Source organism: Nitratireductor sp. PBL-C9 (assembly GCF_050877045.1).
Lineage (GTDB): Bacteria > Pseudomonadota > Alphaproteobacteria > Rhizobiales > Rhizobiaceae > Nitratireductor > Nitratireductor aquimarinus.
Genome location: NZ_JBPAXW010000009.1, coordinates 248,069 through 267,794, shown reverse-complemented (window position 1 = coordinate 267,794; position 19,726 = coordinate 248,069). Strand labels below are relative to the sequence as shown.

General features: G+C 62.3%; 20 protein-coding genes and 1 tRNA gene. 11 read left to right on the top strand and 10 right to left on the bottom strand.

Going from position 1 to position 19,726, the window contains the following annotated elements; translation table 11 throughout:
- Positions 1 to 34 precede the first annotated feature (34 nt).
- The 3 genes from ACRTG1_RS19445 to ACRTG1_RS19435 are packed head-to-tail and all read right to left on the bottom strand — an operon-like array spanning position 35 to position 1,678.
- The gene (locus ACRTG1_RS19445; protein WP_297564749.1) at positions 35 to 616 is read right to left on the bottom strand and encodes a cob(I)yrinic acid a,c-diamide adenosyltransferase; all 582 of its coding nucleotides are present in this window, start codon (positions 614 to 616) and stop codon (positions 35 to 37) included.
- 8 nt (positions 617 to 624) lie between these two features.
- A complete protein-coding gene (locus ACRTG1_RS19440; RefSeq protein WP_113153126.1) occupies positions 625 to 825 on the bottom strand; it encodes a twin transmembrane helix small protein in 201 nt (66 codons plus the stop codon).
- Positions 826 to 844: 19 nt separating this feature from the next.
- Positions 845 to 1,678, bottom strand: coding sequence for an SDR family oxidoreductase (locus tag ACRTG1_RS19435; protein WP_113153127.1), 834 nt, complete (start codon positions 1,676 to 1,678; stop codon positions 845 to 847).
- Positions 1,679 to 1,779: 101 nt separating this feature from the next.
- Between ACRTG1_RS19435 and ACRTG1_RS19430 the strand changes: the two genes are divergently transcribed.
- Positions 1,780 to 2,634, top strand: coding sequence for a YihY/virulence factor BrkB family protein (locus tag ACRTG1_RS19430; protein WP_162742204.1), 855 nt, complete (start codon positions 1,780 to 1,782; stop codon positions 2,632 to 2,634).
- On the opposite strand, the gene ACRTG1_RS19425 is transcribed toward ACRTG1_RS19430, so the two are convergent.
- Positions 2,598 to 3,503 (bottom strand): DMT family transporter, encoded by a 906-nt coding sequence (locus ACRTG1_RS19425; RefSeq protein ID WP_206548321.1) that lies wholly within the window; start codon positions 3,501 to 3,503, stop codon positions 2,598 to 2,600. The genes ACRTG1_RS19430 and ACRTG1_RS19425 overlap by 37 nt on opposite strands.
- Positions 3,504 to 3,581: 78 nt before the next feature.
- Between ACRTG1_RS19425 and ACRTG1_RS19420 the strand changes: the two genes are divergently transcribed.
- Positions 3,582 to 3,986, top strand: a complete 405-nt coding sequence (locus ACRTG1_RS19420) for a hypothetical protein (RefSeq protein WP_222474109.1) — start codon at positions 3,582 to 3,584, stop codon at positions 3,984 to 3,986.
- A gap of 105 nt (positions 3,987 to 4,091) precedes the next feature.
- On the opposite strand, the gene gluQRS is transcribed toward ACRTG1_RS19420, so the two are convergent.
- Positions 4,092 to 4,976 carry a tRNA glutamyl-Q(34) synthetase GluQRS gene (gluQRS, locus tag ACRTG1_RS19415; protein ID WP_297564742.1) on the bottom strand — a complete coding sequence of 295 codons (885 nt, stop codon included), beginning with the start codon at positions 4,974 to 4,976 and terminating at the stop codon, positions 4,092 to 4,094.
- Between the two features lie 88 nt (positions 4,977 to 5,064).
- Here gluQRS and ACRTG1_RS19410 point away from each other — a divergent pair, with 88 nt between their 5' ends.
- Positions 5,065 to 5,709 carry a DNA-3-methyladenine glycosylase family protein gene (locus ACRTG1_RS19410; RefSeq protein ID WP_206548323.1) on the top strand — a complete coding sequence of 215 codons (645 nt, stop codon included), beginning with the start codon at positions 5,065 to 5,067 and terminating at the stop codon, positions 5,707 to 5,709.
- A 132-nt stretch (positions 5,710 to 5,841) separates the two neighbouring features.
- On the top strand, positions 5,842 to 6,399 hold the full coding sequence (locus ACRTG1_RS19405; RefSeq protein ID WP_113153132.1) for an HNH endonuclease: 558 nt from the start codon (positions 5,842 to 5,844) through the stop codon (positions 6,397 to 6,399).
- A 20-nt stretch (positions 6,400 to 6,419) separates the two neighbouring features.
- Here the strand turns inward: ACRTG1_RS19405 and ACRTG1_RS19400 are convergent, their stop codons facing one another.
- Together ACRTG1_RS19400 and ACRTG1_RS19395 are read right to left on the bottom strand one after the other, a co-directional pair.
- A complete protein-coding gene (locus tag ACRTG1_RS19400; RefSeq protein ID WP_113153133.1) occupies positions 6,420 to 6,926 on the bottom strand; it encodes a disulfide bond formation protein B in 507 nt (168 codons plus the stop codon).
- Between the two features lie 9 nt (positions 6,927 to 6,935).
- The gene (locus ACRTG1_RS19395) at positions 6,936 to 7,517 is read right to left on the bottom strand and encodes a YqaA family protein (protein WP_206546210.1); all 582 of its coding nucleotides are present in this window, start codon (positions 7,515 to 7,517) and stop codon (positions 6,936 to 6,938) included.
- A gap of 157 nt (positions 7,518 to 7,674) precedes the next feature.
- Between ACRTG1_RS19395 and ACRTG1_RS19390 the strand changes: the two genes are divergently transcribed.
- Positions 7,675 to 7,759: transfer RNA gene (locus ACRTG1_RS19390), tRNA-Leu, on the top strand.
- Positions 7,760 to 7,844: 85 nt separating this feature from the next.
- On the top strand, positions 7,845 to 9,482 hold the full coding sequence (locus tag ACRTG1_RS19385; protein WP_432516866.1) for an AMP-binding protein: 1,638 nt from the start codon (positions 7,845 to 7,847) through the stop codon (positions 9,480 to 9,482).
- A gap of 12 nt (positions 9,483 to 9,494) precedes the next feature.
- Here ACRTG1_RS19385 and ACRTG1_RS19380 read toward each other — a convergent pair whose 3' ends face one another.
- Positions 9,495 to 11,888 (bottom strand): putative bifunctional diguanylate cyclase/phosphodiesterase, encoded by a 2,394-nt coding sequence (locus ACRTG1_RS19380; protein ID WP_222474110.1) that lies wholly within the window; start codon positions 11,886 to 11,888, stop codon positions 9,495 to 9,497.
- A gap of 44 nt (positions 11,889 to 11,932) precedes the next feature.
- On the bottom strand, positions 11,933 to 12,460 hold the full coding sequence (locus ACRTG1_RS19375; protein ID WP_206546207.1) for a molybdopterin-dependent oxidoreductase: 528 nt from the start codon (positions 12,458 to 12,460) through the stop codon (positions 11,933 to 11,935).
- A gap of 274 nt (positions 12,461 to 12,734) precedes the next feature.
- On the opposite strand from ACRTG1_RS19375, the gene ACRTG1_RS19370 reads away from it, so the two are divergent.
- Positions 12,735 to 13,091 carry a 6-pyruvoyl trahydropterin synthase family protein gene (locus ACRTG1_RS19370; protein WP_113153137.1) on the top strand — a complete coding sequence of 119 codons (357 nt, stop codon included), beginning with the start codon at positions 12,735 to 12,737 and terminating at the stop codon, positions 13,089 to 13,091.
- Between the two features lie 54 nt (positions 13,092 to 13,145).
- Here ACRTG1_RS19370 and tlpA read toward each other — a convergent pair whose 3' ends face one another.
- Positions 13,146 to 13,826 (bottom strand): thiol:disulfide interchange protein TlpA, encoded by a 681-nt coding sequence (gene tlpA / locus ACRTG1_RS19365; protein WP_206546206.1) that lies wholly within the window; start codon positions 13,824 to 13,826, stop codon positions 13,146 to 13,148.
- Between the two features lie 32 nt (positions 13,827 to 13,858).
- Between tlpA and argH the strand changes: the two genes are divergently transcribed.
- The 4 genes from argH to ACRTG1_RS19345 all read left to right on the top strand — a co-directional run bounded on the left by argH (position 13,859) and on the right by ACRTG1_RS19345 (position 19,636).
- Positions 13,859 to 15,280, top strand: a complete 1,422-nt coding sequence (gene argH / locus ACRTG1_RS19360; protein ID WP_432516865.1) for an argininosuccinate lyase — start codon at positions 13,859 to 13,861, stop codon at positions 15,278 to 15,280.
- A 36-nt stretch (positions 15,281 to 15,316) separates the two neighbouring features.
- Positions 15,317 to 15,520: an LPS translocon maturation chaperone LptM gene (gene lptM / locus ACRTG1_RS19355; RefSeq protein ID WP_113153139.1), complete on the top strand. Its 204-nt coding sequence runs from the start codon at positions 15,317 to 15,319 to the stop codon at positions 15,518 to 15,520.
- Positions 15,521 to 15,654: 134 nt separating this feature from the next.
- Positions 15,655 to 16,926 carry a diaminopimelate decarboxylase gene (gene lysA, locus ACRTG1_RS19350; protein WP_432516864.1) on the top strand — a complete coding sequence of 424 codons (1,272 nt, stop codon included), beginning with the start codon at positions 15,655 to 15,657 and terminating at the stop codon, positions 16,924 to 16,926.
- Between the two features lie 124 nt (positions 16,927 to 17,050).
- Complete coding sequence (locus ACRTG1_RS19345) at positions 17,051 to 19,636, top strand: TIGR02302 family protein (RefSeq protein ID WP_432516863.1); 2,586 nt, start codon at positions 17,051 to 17,053, stop codon at positions 19,634 to 19,636.
- Positions 19,637 to 19,726: the final 90 nt, after the last annotated feature.

Sequence of the window (19,726 nt, the reverse complement as noted above, 5' to 3'; positions counted from 1 at the left end):
CTCTTCGCGGGCCCCGATCCCGGCCCGACTTTCGTCAGCGATTTTGCCCAGGCACCCATAGCACGTCGAGCGCGCCATTGTCATTGACGGCCCGGGAGGCGACGAAGAGGAAATCCGACACGCGGTTGATGTAGCGCATGGCCTCGTCACTCACGATTTCGCCCTCAATGGTTCCGAGTTCCACCATGAGGCGCTCGGCCCGCCGCGAGACCGTGCGGGCAAGATGAAGCGCCGCCGCCGCCGGTTTGCCACCGGGCAGAACGAAGGAGCGCAGCGGCGCAAGCTCGGCGTTCAGCGCATCGATATCCGCCTCCAGCCGGTCCACCTGGCTCTGGACGATGCGCAGGGGCTCATATTCCAGCACCTCGCCCGTGTCCGGCGTGGCAAGATCGGCCCCCAGGTCGAAAAGATCGTTCTGGATGCGCACAAGCATCGCGTCGATAGCCGGCGCGGTCTCGGCCAGATGAATGCGGGCCATGCCGATGCAGGCATTGGCCTCGTCCACCGTGCCGTAGGAGGCGACCCGCAAATCGCTCTTCAGGCGGCGCTCGCGCGAGCCGAGCCCCGTCGTCCCGTCATCGCCCGTGCGGGTGTAGATCTTGTTCAGCTTGACCATGAAGCGCCTCAGCCGCCCTTCGAGCGCGCGTAGTAGAGCGCGAGAACGACGAAGACGATGGCGATTGCCTGAAGGATGACCCGCGCCTGCATCAGCTTGTTGGACGTGTTGGCGGACCCGCCGCGCATCATGTTCATGAGGCCGCGAATGAGGACGATCACGACCGCCATCATCACGAGGATGGAGAGGATATTGAAGAGTGTTTCCATGGCGGTTTTCTTCTCGGATTCAACCCTGATTCGACAGGAAGCTGTAGAGCATGCGCGCAGGCAGGAGACGTTTCAATGCGACACCGATGCGCGCCGGTGTGGTTACCACATAGTGCGGCTTCGGGCGTGGGGAAAGAAGCGCGTGGGCGAGCTGAACATAGACCGCATCCGGCTCAAGCTTGAAGCGCGATTTCACGCCGCCCTGCCGCAACCGCGCCAGCTGCGCCTCATAGGCCTCGCGGTGAACGGAGTTTTCGTGGTCGATGAAACGCTCGAACCATGGCAGGCCATTGCTGGCCATTTTCGAGGCAATCGGCCCCGGCTCGATCAGCGAAACATGAATGCCCGATCCTTCCAGTTCCGCCCGCTGGCAGAGCATCAGCCCTTCCAGCGCATGTTTGGACGCGGCATAGGCCCCGCGAAACCTGATCGGCACGAGACCGAGGATCGACGAGCAGTGGACGATGCGGCCATGCCCCTGCCGGCGCATGACGGGTACGATGCGCCGGGTGAGATCGTGCCAGCCGAAGACATTCACCTCGAACTGATGACGCAGCGCCTCCACCGGCAGATCCTCGACCGCGCCGGCCTGCGCATAAGCGCCATTGTTGAAAAGCGCATCAAGCGTGCCGCCGGTGCGTTGCAGCACCTCTTCGACAAGGGCGGCAATTGATTCGGGCTCGGCGTAATCCAGATAAAGCGGCTCGATCCCCTGCGCCTCCAGCGTCGCGCGATCCTCCGGGCGGCGCACCGTTGCGAAGACCCGCCAGCCATCTTTTTGCAGGGCACTGGCGCACCAGGCCCCGATGCCCGATGATGCTCCGGTGATCAGAATTGTCCGGCCCTGGCCCATGAAATTCCCGTCTGCACTTGTTTATAAGTGCCTCGGTTTCACATATTGACCGGTGCGAAACAATAAAAAGCAGTCTTGGAATCGAACTGAAAGGAACAGCCGTGCGCGGACTGAACGCCACAAGACGCATCCTCGGCGATGCGCTCGGCCACTTCAACACCGATGACGGCTGGGCGATGGCCAGTCACGTGGCGATCTCGGCGCTGATGGCGCTGTTTCCTTTCCTGATCTTCGCAACGGCTCTCGCCAGCTTTCTGGGAGCCGACGCCTTTTCGCAGCAGGCGGTGGACCTTATCTTCGACACATGGCCCAAAGAGGTTGCAGAGCCGATCGCGCAGGAAGTGCACAATGTGCTTGGCGTGCGCCGCAGCGACGTCCTGACCTTTGGTGTCGTGCTTGCGGGCGTTTTCGCGTCCAATGGCGTGGAGGCGCTGCGCCTCTCGCTCAACCGCGCCTACCGGGTCAGCGAACAGCGTTCGATCTTTCGGCTGCGCGCGCAGAGCCTGATCTTCGTGCTGGTGGCGACCATCGGCTTTCTGGCGATCAGCCTGCTTCTCGTCATCGCGCCCGTGGCGCTGAACATCGCCGAAAGCAATTTCGAGTGGATCGCGCCCTATGTCGGCACCATCACATTCTGGCGCTACGTCATCGCGCTGACGGTTCTCATCCTGGCGCTGATCACAGTGCATCTGTGGCTGCCGGCGGGGCGTCGCAGCCTGCTGGATGTGTTGCCGGGCATTGCCTTCACCCTGCTCGGCTCGTTTGTCGGCTCGAGCGTCTTCGCGGCCTATCTCGGCCGTTTCAGCAGCTATGCCAGCACCTATGCCGGCCTCGCCTCGATCATGATCGCGGTGGTGTTCCTCTACATCATCTCGGCGATGTTCATTCTCGGCGGCGAGCTGAACGCCTCGATCAAGCGTTATCGCGAAGCACGCATCGTGGCCGGAGCCGACTGACGCGGGCTGCGGCGCGTCGCCAGCGCCACCCCGAATGTGGTGATGGCCATGCCGACAAGCTGGATCGGGCTCAGCGTTTCGTCAAACAGCACCCACGCCATCAGGGCGGTCACGCCCGGCACGAGATAGAACAGCGAGGCCACGCGGGCCACCTCTCCTTCGCGGATGAGGATCATCAGAAGGAAGATCGCGCCCAGCGACAGGACGAAGACCAGCCAGACCATGGCGAACACCAGTTCGCCGTTCAGCACGAAATCGCCGGTCTCGAACAGCGTGGCGATCAGGAAAGCCACCGCCCAGCCGCCGACATATTGCCAAAGCGTCACCGTGACCAGATCGGCGGTCGCCACGAAACGCTTCTGCCACACCGTGCCCACGCTCATGGCGATCACCGCGACGATGGCCGCGCCAAGCGTTGCAACCGTGACGCCGTCCGTGGCCGAGCCGAATTTTGGCGACAGCACGGTGGCGACGCCGACAAGCCCGACCACAAGGCCGAGCCAGTGCTTGCGCGTCACCGTCTCGCCAAGGAAAAGCCCGGCGATCACGGCGGTCAGCATGGGCTGGAGCCCGACGATCAGGCCGGCAAAGCCCGCCGGAAGCCCCTGACGGACAGCCCAGAACACGCCTCCCAGATAAACACCATGCATCAGCACACCGGCGATTGCCGCGTGCATGGCGTTCAACGGGCCAATCGCCTTCGCTTTCACCAGAGGGATGATCAGAAGCAGGACGCCGAAGGTGATGGCAAAGCGCACCCACAGAAAGGTGAAGGGCTCGGCCCAGGGCATGGCGTAACGCGCGCCGATGAAGCCCGTCGCCCAGAGGAGGACGAAGAGGGCCGGGATGGCCCGCGTAAGGTCTTGCATCGGTCTCTTGTCCCTGCGTCTGGAGCATCGGAAGGCCGGATTGCCCTTTGTTCGTCCCCATGGACGCACGGCAATCCATTGGCTGGCGGTCTGAGCGCGGCTTTATCAGCCACGCACCCCGCAAGGAAAGCGAAACATTTCCATCATACGATCAAGAAAGATGATCTGTTGCGCCACCGGGGGGATGCGCGAATGCTGATGAAACTGGACACGAGCTGGCTGTTGTTCGCGCTCGTTGCCGTGACAATGATCTCCTATATCCTCTCGCTCGGCCTCAGCGCCGCGCTGGGCGATGATGGATTCGGCACACTCGGCAACGCCACGATCATCACGCTCGCCTTTTTCGGCACCATTTATGTTTTCAACGAACGTGGCACGCGCTTCGGGAGCCTGCTCGACGCGGCGTTGGCGGGCCTCGGCGGCGCGTTTGGCGCGCTGCTCCTCCTCGTCATCATCAAGGCCATCATCAAAAGGATCGGCTAGAACCTCGGCCCGAAAAATGGAATCCGGTTTTCGGGTTGTTCCGATGCTCCAGGAATAGCTTGAAGCACCCTTTGTGCGTCGGTGCAGACCAACAGCGATCCAGGGTCAGGATACCGGAAAGCCGATCATGCGCCTGATGTCCTCCGGCGTTGCGCCGCTTGCCCTGAGGGCGTCGAGGCTGGTGTCACCCCGGCTCTTGGAAAGCTTGCGACCATCATCATCGAGGATCAGATCGTGATGGTGGTACTGCGGGACCGGCAGGCCCAGAAGCTCCTGAAGCAGGCGATGAACCGCCGTCGCGTAAAACAGGTCACGCCCACGCACCACATGGCTGACGCCCTGAAGCGCATCATCGACGACGACTGACAGGTGATAGCTTGCGGGGATTTCCTTACGCGCAATCACCACGTCGCCCCAGGCTTCTGGATCGGCGGCAACGCTTCCCGTCTCGCCCTTCGGTCCCTGCCCCGTCTCGTCCCAGAAAAGCGGTTTGCCCACATGCGCAATCGCCGCTCGCATGTCGAGACGCCACGCGAAGGCCGCCCCCTCGGCAATGCGCGCTTCGCGCTCTTCCGGCGTGAGATACCTGTCGTCGCCCGGATAAACCGGCGCACCATCCGGATCACGCGGCCATGACGCGCCATCAGCCTCGTAACAGGCAATGCTTGCCCGCACCTCGCCCCGGCTCATGAAGGCGGGATAGACAAGCTCCGCCTCGACAAGCTGTTCCAGAGCCGCACGATAATCGTCGAAATGCTCCGACTGACGGCGCACCGGCTGCTCCCAGTTAAGCCCCAGCCAGGCCAGATCATGCAGCACGCCACGCTCCAGCTCGGGCGTGCAGCGCGTCACGTCGATGTCTTCCATGCGCAGGAGAAACCGGCCATCGGCCTCGCGCGCCATCTGATGGTTCAAAAGCGCGGAATAGGCGTGGCCAAGATGAAGCTGGCCGTTCGGGCTCGGCGCGAACCGGAAAACCGGGCGTGTCATGGGTAAATCGTGAATCGGGTTGCGGTCGGCATTCATCGATTGCTACGGCTTTCTTTCGTGCTCGGCAAGAAGAGGACACAGCGCCGCCATGCACCGCATAGACACGGATGCGCACATTCTGGAGGCGCTGGACGCGCTTGTCGGGATCGATCCCCGCCTTGAAGCCGTGCGCGCGCGGGCGGGCGAGGTTCCGCTCCGGCGCACCGCACCCGGATTTGCGAGCCTCGTTTCCATCATCGTATCCCAGCAGGTTTCCCGCGCCAGCGCCGACGCCATTGAAGGGCGGCTTGTCAGGCTGGTGAATCCGCTGACACCGGACGCAGTGCTTTCGGGCGGCGAAGAACCGCTGATCGCTGCCGGCCTCTCACGCGCCAAGCAGCGCACCGTTCTGGCGCTCTCCTGCGCGATCCGGGATGACGGGCTCGACCTTGAGGCGCTGTGTGCGCTTGACGCCGATCAGGCCATCGCCCGGCTCACCGCGCTGCCCGGCATCGGCCCATGGACCGCGCAGGTCTATCTGCTTGTCGCCGCCGGTCACCCGGATGTGTTTCCGGCCGGCGATGTCGCGCTTCAGGCTGCCGTTGCCGATGCCCTGGCCCTGTCCGAGCGCCCCAATCCCCGCGATCTGGCCTTGCTGGCCGAATCATGGACGCCGCTTCGCGCCGTCGCCGCACGCCTGTTCTGGGCCTATTATCGGGAGAGAAAAGGGCACGAAGCCGCTCCTTTGCCCTGATCGACGCAAAAAACAGCGAAAAACCAGCTGTTTGAAATGTCATAAAGCAAAATATGCGCTTCACAATCCTGTCACGGCGGGCTTACAGTATTTGCATCGATCGACTTGGTCAGTTGAAGGAGCTTCAAAGACGTGACGATCGCGGCCTCGCCAGACAGCATGCCTGCTCTGGTGCTGAATGCGGACTACAGACCGCTCAGTTATTATCCTTTGTCACTGTGGTCGTGGCAGGATGCCATCAAGGCAGTCTTCCTCGACCGGGTGAACATCGTTGCCGAGTACGACCAGCAGGTTTCCTCGCCATCCTTCGCGATGAAGCTGCCGAGCGTGATCTGCCTCAAAACCTACGTAAAGCCGTCGCGCTATCCAGCCTTCACACGTTTCAACGTGTTCCTGCGCGACCGCTTCCGGTGCCAGTATTGCGGCACCCATGAAGACCTCACCTTCGATCATGTCGTTCCCCGCCGCCTTGGCGGTGTCACATCCTGGGAAAACGTGGTCGCGGCCTGCTCGCCCTGCAATCTGAAAAAAGGCGGCGTCATGCCTTCACGGGCAAAGATGTGGCCGCAGCAAAAACCCTACCGCCCCACCGTGCAGGATCTGCACAACAACGGGCGGCTCTTCCCACCCAACTATCTGCACGAAAGCTGGATGGATTACCTTTACTGGGATGTTGAACTGCAGCCCTAGCCTGTTCGCTAGCGGCTTTCCTACCGCTTGAAGGCGGCGCGAAGGGCGATGACCGCCCAGAGCGCGCTTGCAAGAACGTTCCAGCCAGCAAATGACAGGCCGAGGAAACGACCGGCCGCCTCGCTACAGGACGGCGGGATCACGGCGTTGAGCTGATCGAGCAGATTGCCACCGAAATCCTGGTTTGCGGCACCGGCTCCGCAATCGGCAGGGCCTTCCCACCAGCCCCATTCCACACCGGAATGATACGCACCGAGCCCCATGCCGTAGAGCATGAGCGCGCCACCGGCCAGAAGCAGGCCGCGCGTGACAATGGCGGGCGCTTTCAACCATGACGCCAGCAGCGCCAGAAGCATCAACGGCGCGCCGATGTAATAGGGCGTGCGCTGTTCGAGGCACAGCATGCAGGGAATGTAGCCGCCAATATGCTCGAAGCCGAGGGCGATGCCGACGGTCGCCGCCATGCCAACGGCCAGCAGCGCGGCGCTCAATTTCTGGGTGGCGCCGGTGGGAGCGGTAAGGGACATGGAAGGCCTCTAGAAAACGTAGCGGATGGCGACAAAACCACCGACCAGCAAAACCATGAAAAGGGTGAAAAGAAGGCCAAGATTCTTTTCGATGAAGACGCGGATCGGCGGGCCGAACTTGTAGAGCAGCCACGACACCAGAAAGAAGCGCAGGCCGCGGCCGATGATCGACACCACCACGAAGGTGACGAGGTTGAGCCCCGTCGCGCCCGAAAAGATGGTGAGTACCTTGTAGGGGAACGGCGTTACCGCCGCGAACAGCACACCCCAGCCGCCCCAGGTGTTGTACCAGCCGGCCACCTGATCGAAGGCATCTTCCTTGCCATAGAAGGCGAGAATCGGCTGCCCGACCGCTTCGTAGAGAAACGCGCCGATGAAATAGCCCAGAAGCGCGCCGAGAACGGAGCTGACGGTGCAGATGAGCGCGTAGCGCAGCCATTTGGCGCGCTCCGATAACACCATCGGAATCAGCAGCACATCCGGCGGGATGGGAAACACGGAGCTTTCGATGAAAGACACGGAGGCCAGCGCTTTTTCGGCATGCCGTGTGGCTGCCAGCGACATGGTCCAGTCGTAGAGTTTGCGAAGCATGGATGGCCCTCGATGAGGCGCTTTGTCTAGCCGCTGCGGCGGCCATGTGCAACGCTGGCGACAAAAGACGCGAAACGCGGGGCGTTTTGTCTCGCAAAGTGTTGACGGAGCCCCGCTTCCCCGTATAGTCCGCTGCCTGTCCGGCCGTTCGCGGCGGGCCCCTGTGGCGGAATTGGTAGACGCGCTCGACTCAAAATCGAGTTCCGCAAGGAGTGCTGGTTCGAGTCCGGCCAGGGGCACCATTTCCCCAAGGGACACTGGTTCCTTAGAGGGACACTGGCTCCCGAGAGCATCAAGGCGACGGACAGGGGAGGACATGTCACGACGATGCTTGAACGGCGCGAAAGCTACGAAGCGCTTTATGACGGGTTCCGCTGGAACATCCCGCAGACGTTCAATATCGGTACAGCCATCTCCAATGACTGGGCGAAACGCGCGCCCGAACGCATCGCCCTTTTCGAATACGGGCCCGGAGAGACACCGGCCACGCTGACCTATGGCATGTTTGCCGCGCAGTCCGATGCGCTGGCCGCAGGCCTTGCCAGAGCCGGCATCAGGCGGGGCGACCGGGTTGCGCTGCTCCTCCCGCAATCCTTCGAGACCGCGATTGCGCATGCTGCAATCTACAAGCTCGGCGCAATCGCAGTGCCGCTCGCCCTCCTCTTCGGGGCCGAAGCGCTCGAATACCGGCTGTTCACGTCGGGCGCTGCAGCGGTGATCACCAATGATACCGGGCTCTCCAAGATTGCGCGCATCCGGGACAGGCTCCCCGCACTGAGGCTTTCGGTCTGTGTGGACGGGGCAAGCGGCGACACGCAGGATTTTCACCGCATCATCGCCGAGAATGCCGGCCCCTTCGAAGCAGCCGCCACGGGACCGGACGATCCGGCCATGATGATTTTCACATCCGGCACCACCGGACCGCCCAAGGGCGCGCTGCACGGGCACCGGGTCTTGCTGGGGCATCTGCCGGGCGTTCAGTTCCACCATGAATTCCTGCCGCAGGACGGCGATCTCCTGTGGACCCCGGCCGACTGGGCGTGGGCGGGCGGACTGCTCAACGTGCTCCTGCCCGGCCTTTATCTCGGCACACCCGTCGTCGCGGGCCGGTTTGAGAAATTCGACCCCGAAACGGCGCTTGGCCTGATGGAGAAGATGAAGGTGCGCAACGCCTTCATCCCGCCCACGGCGCTGCGCATGCTGAAAGCCGTTCCCGATATCCGGAAGCGTTTCGACCTTTCCCTGCGCACCATCGGCTCCGGCGGCGAAGCGCTCGGGCGCGAAACATTCGAGTGGGCGCGCAATGCGCTCGGTCTGGAGATCAACGAGTTCTACGGACAGACCGAATGCAACCTCGTCCTTTCGTCCTGCCATGCGCTCAATGCGGGGAAGCCCGGCGCGATCGGCCTGCCGGTTCCCGGACACCGGGTTGCCGTCATCGACAGGGAGGGTCGCCCCCTGCCCGCCCATGAGGCTGGCGACATCGCCATTCTGAGGCCCGACCCGGTGATGTTTCTGGGTTACTGGGAGAACGAAGCCGCGACCGCCGAAAAATTCATCGGCGACTGGATGACGACCGGCGATCAGGGCGTTTGCGATGAAGACGGGTACATCCATTTCGTCGGACGCGACGATGACGTCATCACCTCGGCCGGCTATCGCATCGGGCCAACGGAGATCGAAGATTGCCTGACGGGCCATCCCGACGTGGCACTCGCCGCCGCCGTGGGCAAGCCCGATCCCGTGCGCACCGAAATCGTGAAGGCCTATATCGTCCTGCGCGAGGGAGCCGACCCCAGCGATGCGCTTGCCGAGGACATTCGATTATGGGTGCGTGAACGCCTTTCAGCCCACGAATATCCGCGCGAAATCGCTTTCGTGGAATCCATGCCCCTCACGACGACCGGCAAGGTCATACGGCGCATTTTCCGCGAGCGCGCGCGAAACGAACGTGCAGAAGATTAAAGGCTTTCGGGATCAGGCCGCATAGCGGCGAAGCTTGTGCGCAGCCAGGAAGTCGGGAATGTCGGAGGCAGGGATCGGCTTGCTGAACAGATTGCCCTGCGCTTCATCGCAACCCATGGCGCGAATGATGCGCAACTGCTCTTCCATCTCGACACCTTCCACCACCGTGGTCATGCCCAGCGTGAAGGCCAGGTTCACGATGGTCTGAACAATCGCCGCCTGATCCGCGCTCTTGGTGATTTCCTTGATGAAAAGGCGATCGATCTTCACCTTGTCGAAGGCGAATTTCTGCAGATAGCTGAGCGATGAATAGCCGGTGCCGAAATCGTCGAGCGAGATGCGGGTGCCCAGCTTGCGCAGGCGACGCAGATCCGTGTGCAGCTTGCGGCTGTCTTCCAGAAGCAGCGTTTCGGTGATCTCGAGTTCGAGGCGGTTTGCCGGCGTGTCGGTCTCGGAGAGAACACGCGCGACCGTCTCCACGATGTCATCCCGCTTGAACTGCATCGGCGAGAGGTTCGCAGCGATGCTGATATTGTCCGGCAGCGACTTCATCTCAAGGCAGACGCGGCGCAGCACCCATTCGCCGATGGGCACGATCGCGCCCGTTTCCTCGGCAATGCGGATAAACTCGTCCGGCGAGATCGGTCCGTGCACCGGGTGCGTCCAGCGCAGCAGCGCCTCGAAAGTGGTGACCCGGTTGGTTCCAAGCCCGATGATCGGCTGGAAGACGAGATGGAACTGCTCGTCCAGATTGGCCGCGCGCAACTCCGCCTCCAGTGAGCGACGGCGCTGCAGGCGCTTGTTCATGCCGGCCTCATAGAAGCGGAACACGCCGCGCCCATCGCCCTTGGCCTGATAGAGCGCTACGTCCGCCTGCATGAGAAGGTCACCGCCCTGTTCGTCGGCTTCGGCAATGGCGATGCCGACGCTTGCGCCGGTGAGCACCTGATGCCCCTCGATGATATAGGGTTCGTCCAGCGCCTCGATCAGCCGCTTGGCCAGGCTGCTCGCCTGCTCCGGCTTTTCGACATTGCCCTGAACAACCACAAATTCGTCGCCGCCAAGACGCGCCACCGCATCCGTCTCGCGCACCGTGTTGCGAATGCGCCCGGCAACAGCGCGCAGAAGGGCGTCGCCAACCGGGTGGCCGAGCGTGTCGTTGATGCTTTTGAAATTGTCGAGGTCGACGCACATCACCGCCGTGGCGAGGCCCCGGTCGCTGCTGGAGGCAAGAATGTCCTCCAGCTGCTCACGCATCAAAATGCGATTGGGAAGATCGGTCAGCGTGTCGTGGCGGGCCATATAGGCAACCTGCGCCTGCGCCTTGTGCCGCTCGGTTATGTCTTCATAAGTCGCAACCCAGCCGCCGCCGCGCATCGGCTGGTGGGAAATCAGAATGGTGCGCCCATCGCGCAGTTCCTGTATCAGCGTATCGGACCGATCCTCTTCGATCAGCTTGCATTGCATCTGAGAGAGCTGTTCGGCCTCATATTCAGCGCAGGCGCCCGTCTCGACCATATGCTGGATCAGCATGTCGAGCGACGTGCCCAGCCGGAGCTGCTCCTGGCTCAGGCCGTAGATGTTCTCCATCTTCTGATTGCTGACGATGAGCTTGCCCTCTGCATCGAACATGCAAAGGCCGTGGGACATGTTGTTCAGCGCCGTGTTGAAGAGCAGGTTCTGGGTAATCAGCTCTTCATTGGCGCGACGTGCGGCGGCAGCGCTTTCGCTGAGCTCCGCGCTCGTTCGCAACAGATCCTCATTGGTCGCTTTCAGCCGCTGCTGCACACTGATCTGCAGCCGGTGCTGCCATCGCAGCATGGCGATGAAGATGAAGCCCGACACGACGAGCGAAAGCGCAAGGGATGAGAATATCCAGTGCAGCGTGAGAAGCTGCCGCTGATCCTCCGCCTGCGCCGTCGCTCCATATTCATTCGCCTTGGAAGCGAGCGCGACCATCTTGCGTTCAAGCGGCGCTGTCAGGTCGAGCGCCTGCTGGGCCACTTCCGGATCGTCGATTTCGCCGATAAATCCGCCGATTTCGTCCAGCGCGCTTGCCAGTTCGTCGACCGTTTCCCGGTTTTCCGGCAATGCAGTGACGAAGTTCATGAATTCGCCCTGCTCGAACAGGCTCAGCCTGCTGAGCAGGATCTGGTAGCGCAGCTCCACATCCTGCTTGGTAACCTGCGGCGGATCGATGAGAGCCGCCGTCAGGGTCCGCCTGAAGCGCAGGAGCTCGTTCATGCCCTGGCTGGCGCTATAGGCGATGTTGTAGCGGAAGATCTGCGTCAGTGCTTCCTGACGCTGGAACACCAGAACAGAAATATAAAGCGCCGCAACGGCCAATGCGATCATGCCGATGGAAAGAACCACCTGCACTACACGAGAGGCCGTGCGACGCTTCATATGTATTGTTTCCGGTTCCGCCATGAACAGAGCTTGTCAGACGCCTAGCGAACGGTAAAGCGTCGAATCTGCCAAACAGAACGAGAGTAGTATTTCTGCGTGTTCAGTTCAGGTGAGGAATCGTAAGGATAGACGATGAAGAGCGGCCCCTTGTCGCTGACCGGCATGTACTCTCCGTCGCGCTTGTAGGCGAGGATCGTGCCATGTTCGGCAAAATCGGCAATCGGCACCGGCGCCTGATAGTCGTTCAGCGCCGTTACAACCACTTCCTTGCCATCTGCCTGAACGAGCTTCATCAGCTCGGTCATCAGCGCCCCTTCGAACTCGACCTCATTGTCGAACCAGGGTGTGCTCGTCTTGATCTTTGCGGATTTCAGCTTCTCGAGCATGGCGATATCGAAATCGGCGACGCCTTCCCCATTGGTCGCACCGATATTGCCGTCAATCGTCAGGATGACATTGCCCTCGGGCTTTGGCAGTTCGGCATTCTGCGCAGCGGCCGGAGCCACAAACGAGAAAAGCAGCACCGCCAGTGCCGCAAACCAGCCTCCGCGGTTATTTTTATTGGTCATTCTTGAGCCTCTTTGCTGGCGTAAATTAAAACGCAGCCAAGGATAATGCCGGCTAACCAAACAACAGGTTAACGGCACGCCTCTTTTGGCACACTCGTCCCGGTAGATTGACAGGCATCAAAGCGGGTGCCAAACCTTTAAGCCAAAAGGATTATACAACAGATCGTCCGATCGACCTACGGCAGGCGTCGCTCAGCCTTGAGGAAAGGTAAAGCTTCCTCCGGAAGAAACGATCGTGAGTCCGAAAATCCATTTAAAGTCAGGGGATTAGGAAGTGGAAACGTACAAGGAATTTACATTCGAGGCCGCGCACAAGCTGGAGCCTTATTCCGGTCTGCACGGGCATTCCTTCAAGGTCTCCGTCCATCTCGTCGGCGAACCTGACCCGGTTTATGGCTGGGCGGCTAATCTCTATGAAGTCGAACAACAGATAGCCGTCGTCCACAAGACCCTGGACCACACCTATCTGAACGAGATCGACGGCCTGTCGGTCCCTTCGCTCGAAAATCTTGCCAAATGGATTTTCGACAAGCTTTCGGAGACAACGCTCACGGTTGATCGTGTTGAGGTCAAGCGTGGACCTGACGGGCAGGCCGAAGGCTGCGTCTACAGCCCGCGCGCGGCTGCCTGAAAAGGCTTTCCGCTGCCGGAGCGATTTCGGGGAGCATGAAGCTCCCCGACAGGATCATTTCTGGTTCGCAACCACCGCGTCGATCAGACGCCCGGCATCCGGGCTCGCCCATTCGGCGGGTCCGTTCATATGCGCCATGAGGCAGCCTTCCCCATCGAGAAGCAGCGTCACCGGCAGGCCAAGCGCCAGCCCCTGACTTTTCAGATCGTTGAAAATCTTCATCGAACTGTCGCGGTAATAGCCCAGGGCCTCAATGCCCGTTTCTTCCAGGAACGCAGTCGGCTTTTCATCGTCGCCGCGATCCACATTGACCGCAACAACCTCGAAATCGTCGCCGCCTTTGGCAGATTGCAGCGCATCAAGCGCCGGCATTTCCTCACGGCAGGGCGTGCACCAGGTGGCCCAGAGATTGATCAGGATCGCACGGCCCGAAAAATCTCCGACCGACATCGCCTCGCCGTCGGGACCGGCAAAGGCCAGTGTTTTCAGCGAGCGCGGCGGATCGGCAGCCAGCATGGCCGCCACGTGACCGGTTGCCGCAGCGCCAATGGCGCGCGCCTGCTCCTGCTTCGCCTCACAGACGGCATTGTCTGCATCGACGGCAATCTGGGTCGCCGGCTTGTTGCCATCCAGCCCACCCTTCACGTATACCGCAATCGCACCCGCTATAGCGCCCGCGGCAACAGCCAGGACGACCAAGCGAAGTGCCGGGAATTTTTGTTTCTGCTTCGACATTCTTCTTTCCACACTAGCGCCCGGTTATCATGATGAGCGAAGACCAAGCCAGCAACCGCATGTGGGGCGGACGTTTTGCCTCAGGACCCGATGCCGTCATGGAAGCGATCAACGCATCCATCGGTTTCGACAAGAAGCTTTACGCCCAGGACATTCGCGGCAGCCTGGCCCACGCCGCCATGCTGGCAAAGACTGGCATAATTTCGGCTGACGACGAGAAAAAAATCGTTGAGGGCCTGAACACGATCCTGTCAGAGATCGAGGCTGGCTCCTTCACCTTTTCCACCAGGCTCGAAGACATTCACATGAATGTCGAGGCGCGTCTGGCCGAGCTTATCGGACCGGCCGCAGGACGCCTGCACACGGCGCGTTCGCGCAATGATCAGGTGGCGCTCGATTTCCGCCTCTGGGTCAAGGAAGAGCTGCAGCGCGTCGATGCCGCGCTTGGCGGCCTCATCGAGGCCTTTCTCATCCGCGCCGAGGAACACGCTGCGAGCGTCATGCCGGGCTTCACGCATCTGCAGTCGGCACAGCCGGTCACGTTCGGCCACCATCTGATGGCCTATGTCGAAATGTTCGGCCGCGACCGTTCGCGCGTGCGCGACGCCATCGAGCGGCTGGACGAAAGCCCGATCGGCGTGGCCGCCCTTGCCGGCACCGGTTTCCCCGTCGACCGTCACATGACGGCAGAGGCGCTCGGTTTCCGTGAGCCCACCCGCAACTCCATCGACACCGTGTCGGACCGCGATTTCGCGCTGGAGTTCCTGTCGCTTTCGGCCATCTGCGCCATTCACCTTTCGCGTCTGGCCGAGGAAATCGTCATCTGGTCGACGCCGCAGTTCGGCTTTGTGCGCCTGTCCGATTCCTTCTCCACCGGTTCCTCGATCATGCCGCAGAAGAAGAACCCGGACGCCGCTGAACTGATCCGCGCCAAGACCGGCCGCATCAATGGCGACCTGATCGCGCTGCTGACGGTGATGAAAGGCCTGCCGCTCGCCTATTCAAAGGACATGCAGGAAGACAAGGAAGCCGTCTTCGACGCTGCCGAGACGCTCGACCTGATGCTTGCCGCGATGACCGGCATGGTCGGCGACATGGAGGTCAACACGACCGCCATGAAGGAGGCCGCCGGAGCCGGTTTCTCCACCGCAACCGACCTGGCCGACTGGCTGGTGCGTGAAGCGGGCCTGCCGTTCCGCGAGGCCCATCACGTGACGGGCCGCGCCGTGGCGCTTGCCGAGGAAAAGAAGTGCGGGCTTGAAGAGCTTGCGCTGGAAGACCTGCAGGCGATCAACCCGGCCATTCACGATGGCGTTTTCTCGGTGCTGTCGGTCAGCAATTCCGTGAAAAGCCGCACCTCCTATGGCGGCACCGCACCCTCCGAAGTGGCCCGCCAGATCAGCGCATGGAAGAAACGCCTGAAACGGGATGCAACGCCCGCCAAAAAGCGCTAAAACGCAGCCCACGCACTTTCGAGGAATGGAACGCTCATGACGGCCCGCCGCACGCTCACCCTTGTCATGCTCGGCCTCGCGCTCGGCCTTGCCGCCTGCGGGCGCAAGGCGCCACTTGATTCGCCCTATGAGGCGGCAGTGGATGCGCGCAAGGAAGCTGAACGCAACGACCAGCCCGTCCCGCCGGCGCCGGAAAAACCGGTCGAAGATCGTCCGTTCATCCTCGACGGTCTGCTCTAGAGCATCGGACCGAAAAGTGGGAACCGGTTTTCGGATAATCCGATGCTCCATCGATAAGTCCAGACCCAAAAAAGGCTTGCGCCGCGTGACGGCGCGAGCCAGACAACCAAACGCTCAGCCGAAAGCCTGCTGCCGTGAATCATTTCGAATATCGTGACGGCGTGCTGCACGCCGAAGACGTGCCGGTGCCCGCCATTGCGGAAGCCGTCGGCACCCCGTTCTACTGCTATTCCACGGCAACGCTGACGCGCCATTACCGTGTCTTCTCGGAAGCTTTCGAGGGGCTGGACGCGCTCGTCTGCTACGCCATGAAGGCAAACTCCAACCAGGCCGTTCTGACCACGCTTGCCCGCCTCGGCGCCGGCATGGATGTGGTCTCGGAAGGCGAGCTGCGCCGTGCGCTGGCCGCCGGCGTGCCTGCGAACAAGATCCTGTTTTCCGGTGTCGGCAAAACCGCGCGCGAAATGGACTTCGCGCTCCAGGCCGGCATTCTCTGCTTCAACGTCGAATCGATGCCCGAGCTTGAACAGCTCTCCGCCCGCGCCACCGCGCTGGGGCTGACGGCCAATGTGTCGCTGCGCATCAATCCCGATGTCGACGCGAAAACACACAAGAAGATCTCCACCGGCAAGGCGGAGAACAAGTTCGGCATCAGCTGGAAGGACGCCCGCGCCGCCTATGCGCGCGCCGCCGGGCTTCCGGGCCTGAAAGTGTCCGGCATCGACATGCATATCGGCAGCCAGATCACCGAACTGCAGCCCTTTGACGATGCTTTCGCATTGCTGACGGAGTTGACCGAAACCCTGCGCGCCGACGGCCACGCCATCGAGCATGTGGATCTCGGCGGCGGCCTTGGCGTTCCCTATGCGGAGGATGGCGACCAGCCGCCCCTGCCTGACGCCTATGCCGAAGTCGTGCGCAAGCACATGAAAAAGCTCGGCCTGAAGGTCATGCTCGAACCCGGCCGCCTGATCGCCGCCAATGCCGGCATCCTCGTGTCGGAAGTGGTTTATGTGAAGGAAGGCGAAGCGAAGAACTTCGTCATCGTGGACGCAGCGATGAACGATCTCATCCGCCCCACGCTTTACGAGGCGTTCCACGCCATTCGCCCCGTCGCCGAACCGGACAAAGATGCCGGCACGCTCATCGCCGATGTGGTCGGCCCGGTCTGCGAGACCGGCGACTATCTGGCGCTCGACCGCGAGCTGCCTGCGCTCAAGGCCGGTGACCTGATCGCCGTCGGCTCTGCCGGCGCCTATGGCGCGGTGCAGGCCTGCACCTACAATTCGCGCCCGCTTGTCCCGGAAGTGCTCGTGAATGGCGACCGGTTCCACGTGATTCGGCCCCGGCTGAGCCTTGAAGAGCTGATCGCGCTCGATTCGATGCCGGACTGGCTCGCCGAGTAAAACCACCTGCAGCGCGCGGATCACAATTTCGCGCGCCGCCTCGCCTTCGCCGCGTTTACTGCTATCCTTCATAATGACAGGGCGTGCGATTCACGCGCGCTGCGGCAATGTGCAGAGAGCGCCTATGGCTGAAACACCGACAGGGCAAACGCACAGGAGCCGGTTCGCGCGCCTCGCGCGCACCCGGTTTGCCATTCGTTCCGTCATGGTGGTGGAACGTCTCTGGCCGCTTGTACTGCCGCTCGTTGTCCTTATCAGCCTGTTCCTGAGCATTTCCTGGCTTGGCCTCTTCAGGCTCATGCCCGACATGGTGCGGACCGCCGTTCTCGGTCTGCTCGGACTTGCAAGCCTCGCCGCACTCTGGCGCCTGCGCAGCTTCCGCCGCCCGCAACCGGCTGAAATCGACCGGCGCATCGAGCGGGTCAATCAACTTGAGCATGAGCCCGTCGCAACGCAATCGGACCGGCTCGCCGGCAGCCAGAACGAATTTGCCGACGCCTTATGGCGCGAACACCAGAAGCGCATGGCCGGAAGGCTGAACAATCTGCGCGGCGACCTGCCGGAAACCGGCGTGCCGGAAAAAGACCCCTGGGGCCTGCGCGCAGCCGCTGCATTGCTTCTGGTCATTGCGGCAGCCTTCTCCACCGGCCCCTATGGCGGCAGCATTCTGGACGGTTTTCGGGCCAATGGCGGGGCGGAAGTGGTTCCCCCGCGCATCGATGCCTGGGTGACGCCGCCCAACTACACCCGCCGCGCACCGCTCTATCTGACCGCAGAGGCCAATCGCGAAACCGACCACTTCACCGTGCCGCAGGGCAGCATGCTCGCGCTGCGGGTCACCGGCGGATCGGGCACGGAAACGCTTTCCTTCCTTGGCGTCGATGACGCGGAAACCCTGATCGAGCCGGAAGGCGCGTCGCAGAGCGAAACGCTATCCTCCGCCGCCACCGCCCGCCGTTTCGCCAGCACGCTTGCCGGCGATGGCAAGCTCATCCTGAAGCGCGACGGTCAGGAGATCGAAAGCTGGCTCTTTTCGGTGACGCCGGACAATCCCCCGGCAATCCGCTTTGCCGAAGACCCCAGACGCGCCGTCAATGGCGCGCTGGAACTCGTCTACGAAATCGAGGACGATTACGGGGCTGCCGAAGCCCAGGCGCTGTTCAGGCAGGCCTGGCAGGCGACCGATGCACGCCCGCTCTACGAAGCGCCCGACCTGGCGCTCACCCTGCCGCGCCGCGATGGCAAGAGCATCGCCGCGAAGACCTCACGCGACCTCACCGAGCACCCGTGGGCCGGCAGTTCGGTGACGATTACGCTGCGCGCGGTCGACGATGCAGGGCAGGAAGCGCTGAGCGAAGCGAAAGTCGTTACCCTGCCGGAGCGCATCTTCACCAATCCGCTGGCCAAGGCGCTGGTGGAGCAGCGCCGCATTCTGGCGCTGGACGCCAATGGCAAGCAGCGCGTTCTCGACCTGATGGACGCGGTCATGACATGGCCGGAGAGAACGCTGAGCGATCTCGCCCATTTCCTCGGTGTTTCGGCGGCCCGCTCGCGGCTTGCAACGGCGCAGTCGGACGACCAGTTGCGCAGCGTGGTCGATTATCTCTGGGAGATCGCACTCATCATCGAGGATGGTGACCTCACCGCTGCCGAGAAGCGTCTGCGGCAGGCCCAGGAAGCCCTGAGGCAGGCGCTTGAAGACGGCGCGAGCGACGAGGAAATCGCCCAGCTGATGGACGAATTGCGCAGCGCCATGCAGGAGTTCATGCGCGAACTCGCCGAGCGCGCGCAGCAGAACCCCGATCTGGCCCAGCAGATGCCGGAGAACAGCCAGATGCTGAACCAGAGCGATCTGGAGCGCATGCTCGACCAGATCGAGGAACTGGCAAAATCCGGCGCGCGCGATCAGGCGCAGGAACTGCTCTCCCAACTTGAGAACATGATGAACAACCTGCAGGCCGGCCGCTCCCAGCAGGGGCAGCAGGGTGGCCAGCAGTCGGAAATGCGCCAGCAGATGGACGAGCTCGGCAATCTGATGCGCAAGCAGCAGGAGCTGATGAACGAGACCTTCCGCATGGACCAGATGGAACGCGGGCAGCGCGGGCAGCCCGGTCAGGAAGGCCAGCAGGGCGAGCGCGGTCAACAGGGGCAGGAAGGGCAAAATCAACCCGGTCAGGGCCAGCAGCCCGGACAGGGTCAGGGCATGACACCTGAAGAATTCGCTGACGCCATGCGCGGCCTGCAACAGGGTCAGGGCATGCTGCGGCAGGATCTGGAGAGCCTGATGGAGGGCCTTGAGGGGCTCGGCATCAAGCCCGGCGAAGGTTTCGGCGAGGCCGGCGAGGCCATGGGCGAAGCCGAAGGCGCGCTTGGCGAGGGCGAAGGCGAGCAGGCCGTGGGCGAACAGGGCCGTGCGCTCGAAGCCCTGCGGCGCGGCGCGCAGGACATGATGAACCAGATGCAGCAGGCCATGCAGGGTGAGCAGGGCGGCGGCGAACAGGGCTATCGGCAGGGCAATAATGGCCGCGATCCGCTTGGGCGTCCGCAGGCGACCACGGGGCCGGATTTCGGCGATTCGGTCGACGTTCCCGACGAGATCGACACTCAGCGCGCGCGCCGCATTCTGGACGCCATCCGCAAGCGCCTCGGCGATGCGCTGAGCCCTGCCCTCGAAAAGGAATATCTCGAACGGCTACTCAACATGCAGTAGCCGACTGCCGGGGCCTTCGCCCGCAGAACAACCCGGACCCGTCACGTTTCGGCATTTTGCGTATTTTCATTTCATGAAGCGGAGGGGTGC

Excerpts from the sequence above, each read along its gene's own strand:
- ACRTG1_RS19445 (WP_297564749.1), bottom strand. The coding sequence starts at position 616 with ATGGTCAAGCTGAACAAGATCTACACCCGCACGGGCGATGACGGGACG.
- ACRTG1_RS19440 (WP_113153126.1), bottom strand. The coding sequence starts at position 825 with ATGGAAACACTCTTCAATATCCTCTCCATCCTCGTGATGATGGCGGTC.
- ACRTG1_RS19435 (WP_113153127.1), bottom strand. The coding sequence starts at position 1,678 with ATGGGCCAGGGCCGGACAATTCTGATCACCGGAGCATCATCGGGCATC.
- ACRTG1_RS19425 (WP_206548321.1), bottom strand. The coding sequence starts at position 3,503 with ATGCAAGACCTTACGCGGGCCATCCCGGCCCTCTTCGTCCTCCTCTGG.
- gluQRS (WP_297564742.1), bottom strand. The coding sequence starts at position 4,976 with ATGACACGCCCGGTTTTCCGGTTCGCGCCGAGCCCGAACGGCCAGCTT.
- ACRTG1_RS19410 (WP_206548323.1), top strand. The coding sequence starts at position 5,065 with ATGCACCGCATAGACACGGATGCGCACATTCTGGAGGCGCTGGACGCG.
- ACRTG1_RS19400 (WP_113153133.1), bottom strand. The coding sequence starts at position 6,926 with ATGTCCCTTACCGCTCCCACCGGCGCCACCCAGAAATTGAGCGCCGCG.
- ACRTG1_RS19395 (WP_206546210.1), bottom strand. The coding sequence starts at position 7,517 with ATGCTTCGCAAACTCTACGACTGGACCATGTCGCTGGCAGCCACACGG.
- ACRTG1_RS19385 (WP_432516866.1), top strand. The coding sequence starts at position 7,845 with ATGCTTGAACGGCGCGAAAGCTACGAAGCGCTTTATGACGGGTTCCGC.
- ACRTG1_RS19380 (WP_222474110.1), bottom strand. The coding sequence starts at position 11,888 with ATGAAGCGTCGCACGGCCTCTCGTGTAGTGCAGGTGGTTCTTTCCATC.
- ACRTG1_RS19375 (WP_206546207.1), bottom strand. The coding sequence starts at position 12,460 with ATGACCAATAAAAATAACCGCGGAGGCTGGTTTGCGGCACTGGCGGTG.
- tlpA (WP_206546206.1), bottom strand. The coding sequence starts at position 13,826 with ATGTCGAAGCAGAAACAAAAATTCCCGGCACTTCGCTTGGTCGTCCTG.
- argH (WP_432516865.1), top strand. The coding sequence starts at position 13,859 with ATGAGCGAAGACCAAGCCAGCAACCGCATGTGGGGCGGACGTTTTGCC.
- lptM (WP_113153139.1), top strand. The coding sequence starts at position 15,317 with ATGACGGCCCGCCGCACGCTCACCCTTGTCATGCTCGGCCTCGCGCTC.
- ACRTG1_RS19345 (WP_432516863.1), top strand. The coding sequence starts at position 17,051 with ATGGCTGAAACACCGACAGGGCAAACGCACAGGAGCCGGTTCGCGCGC.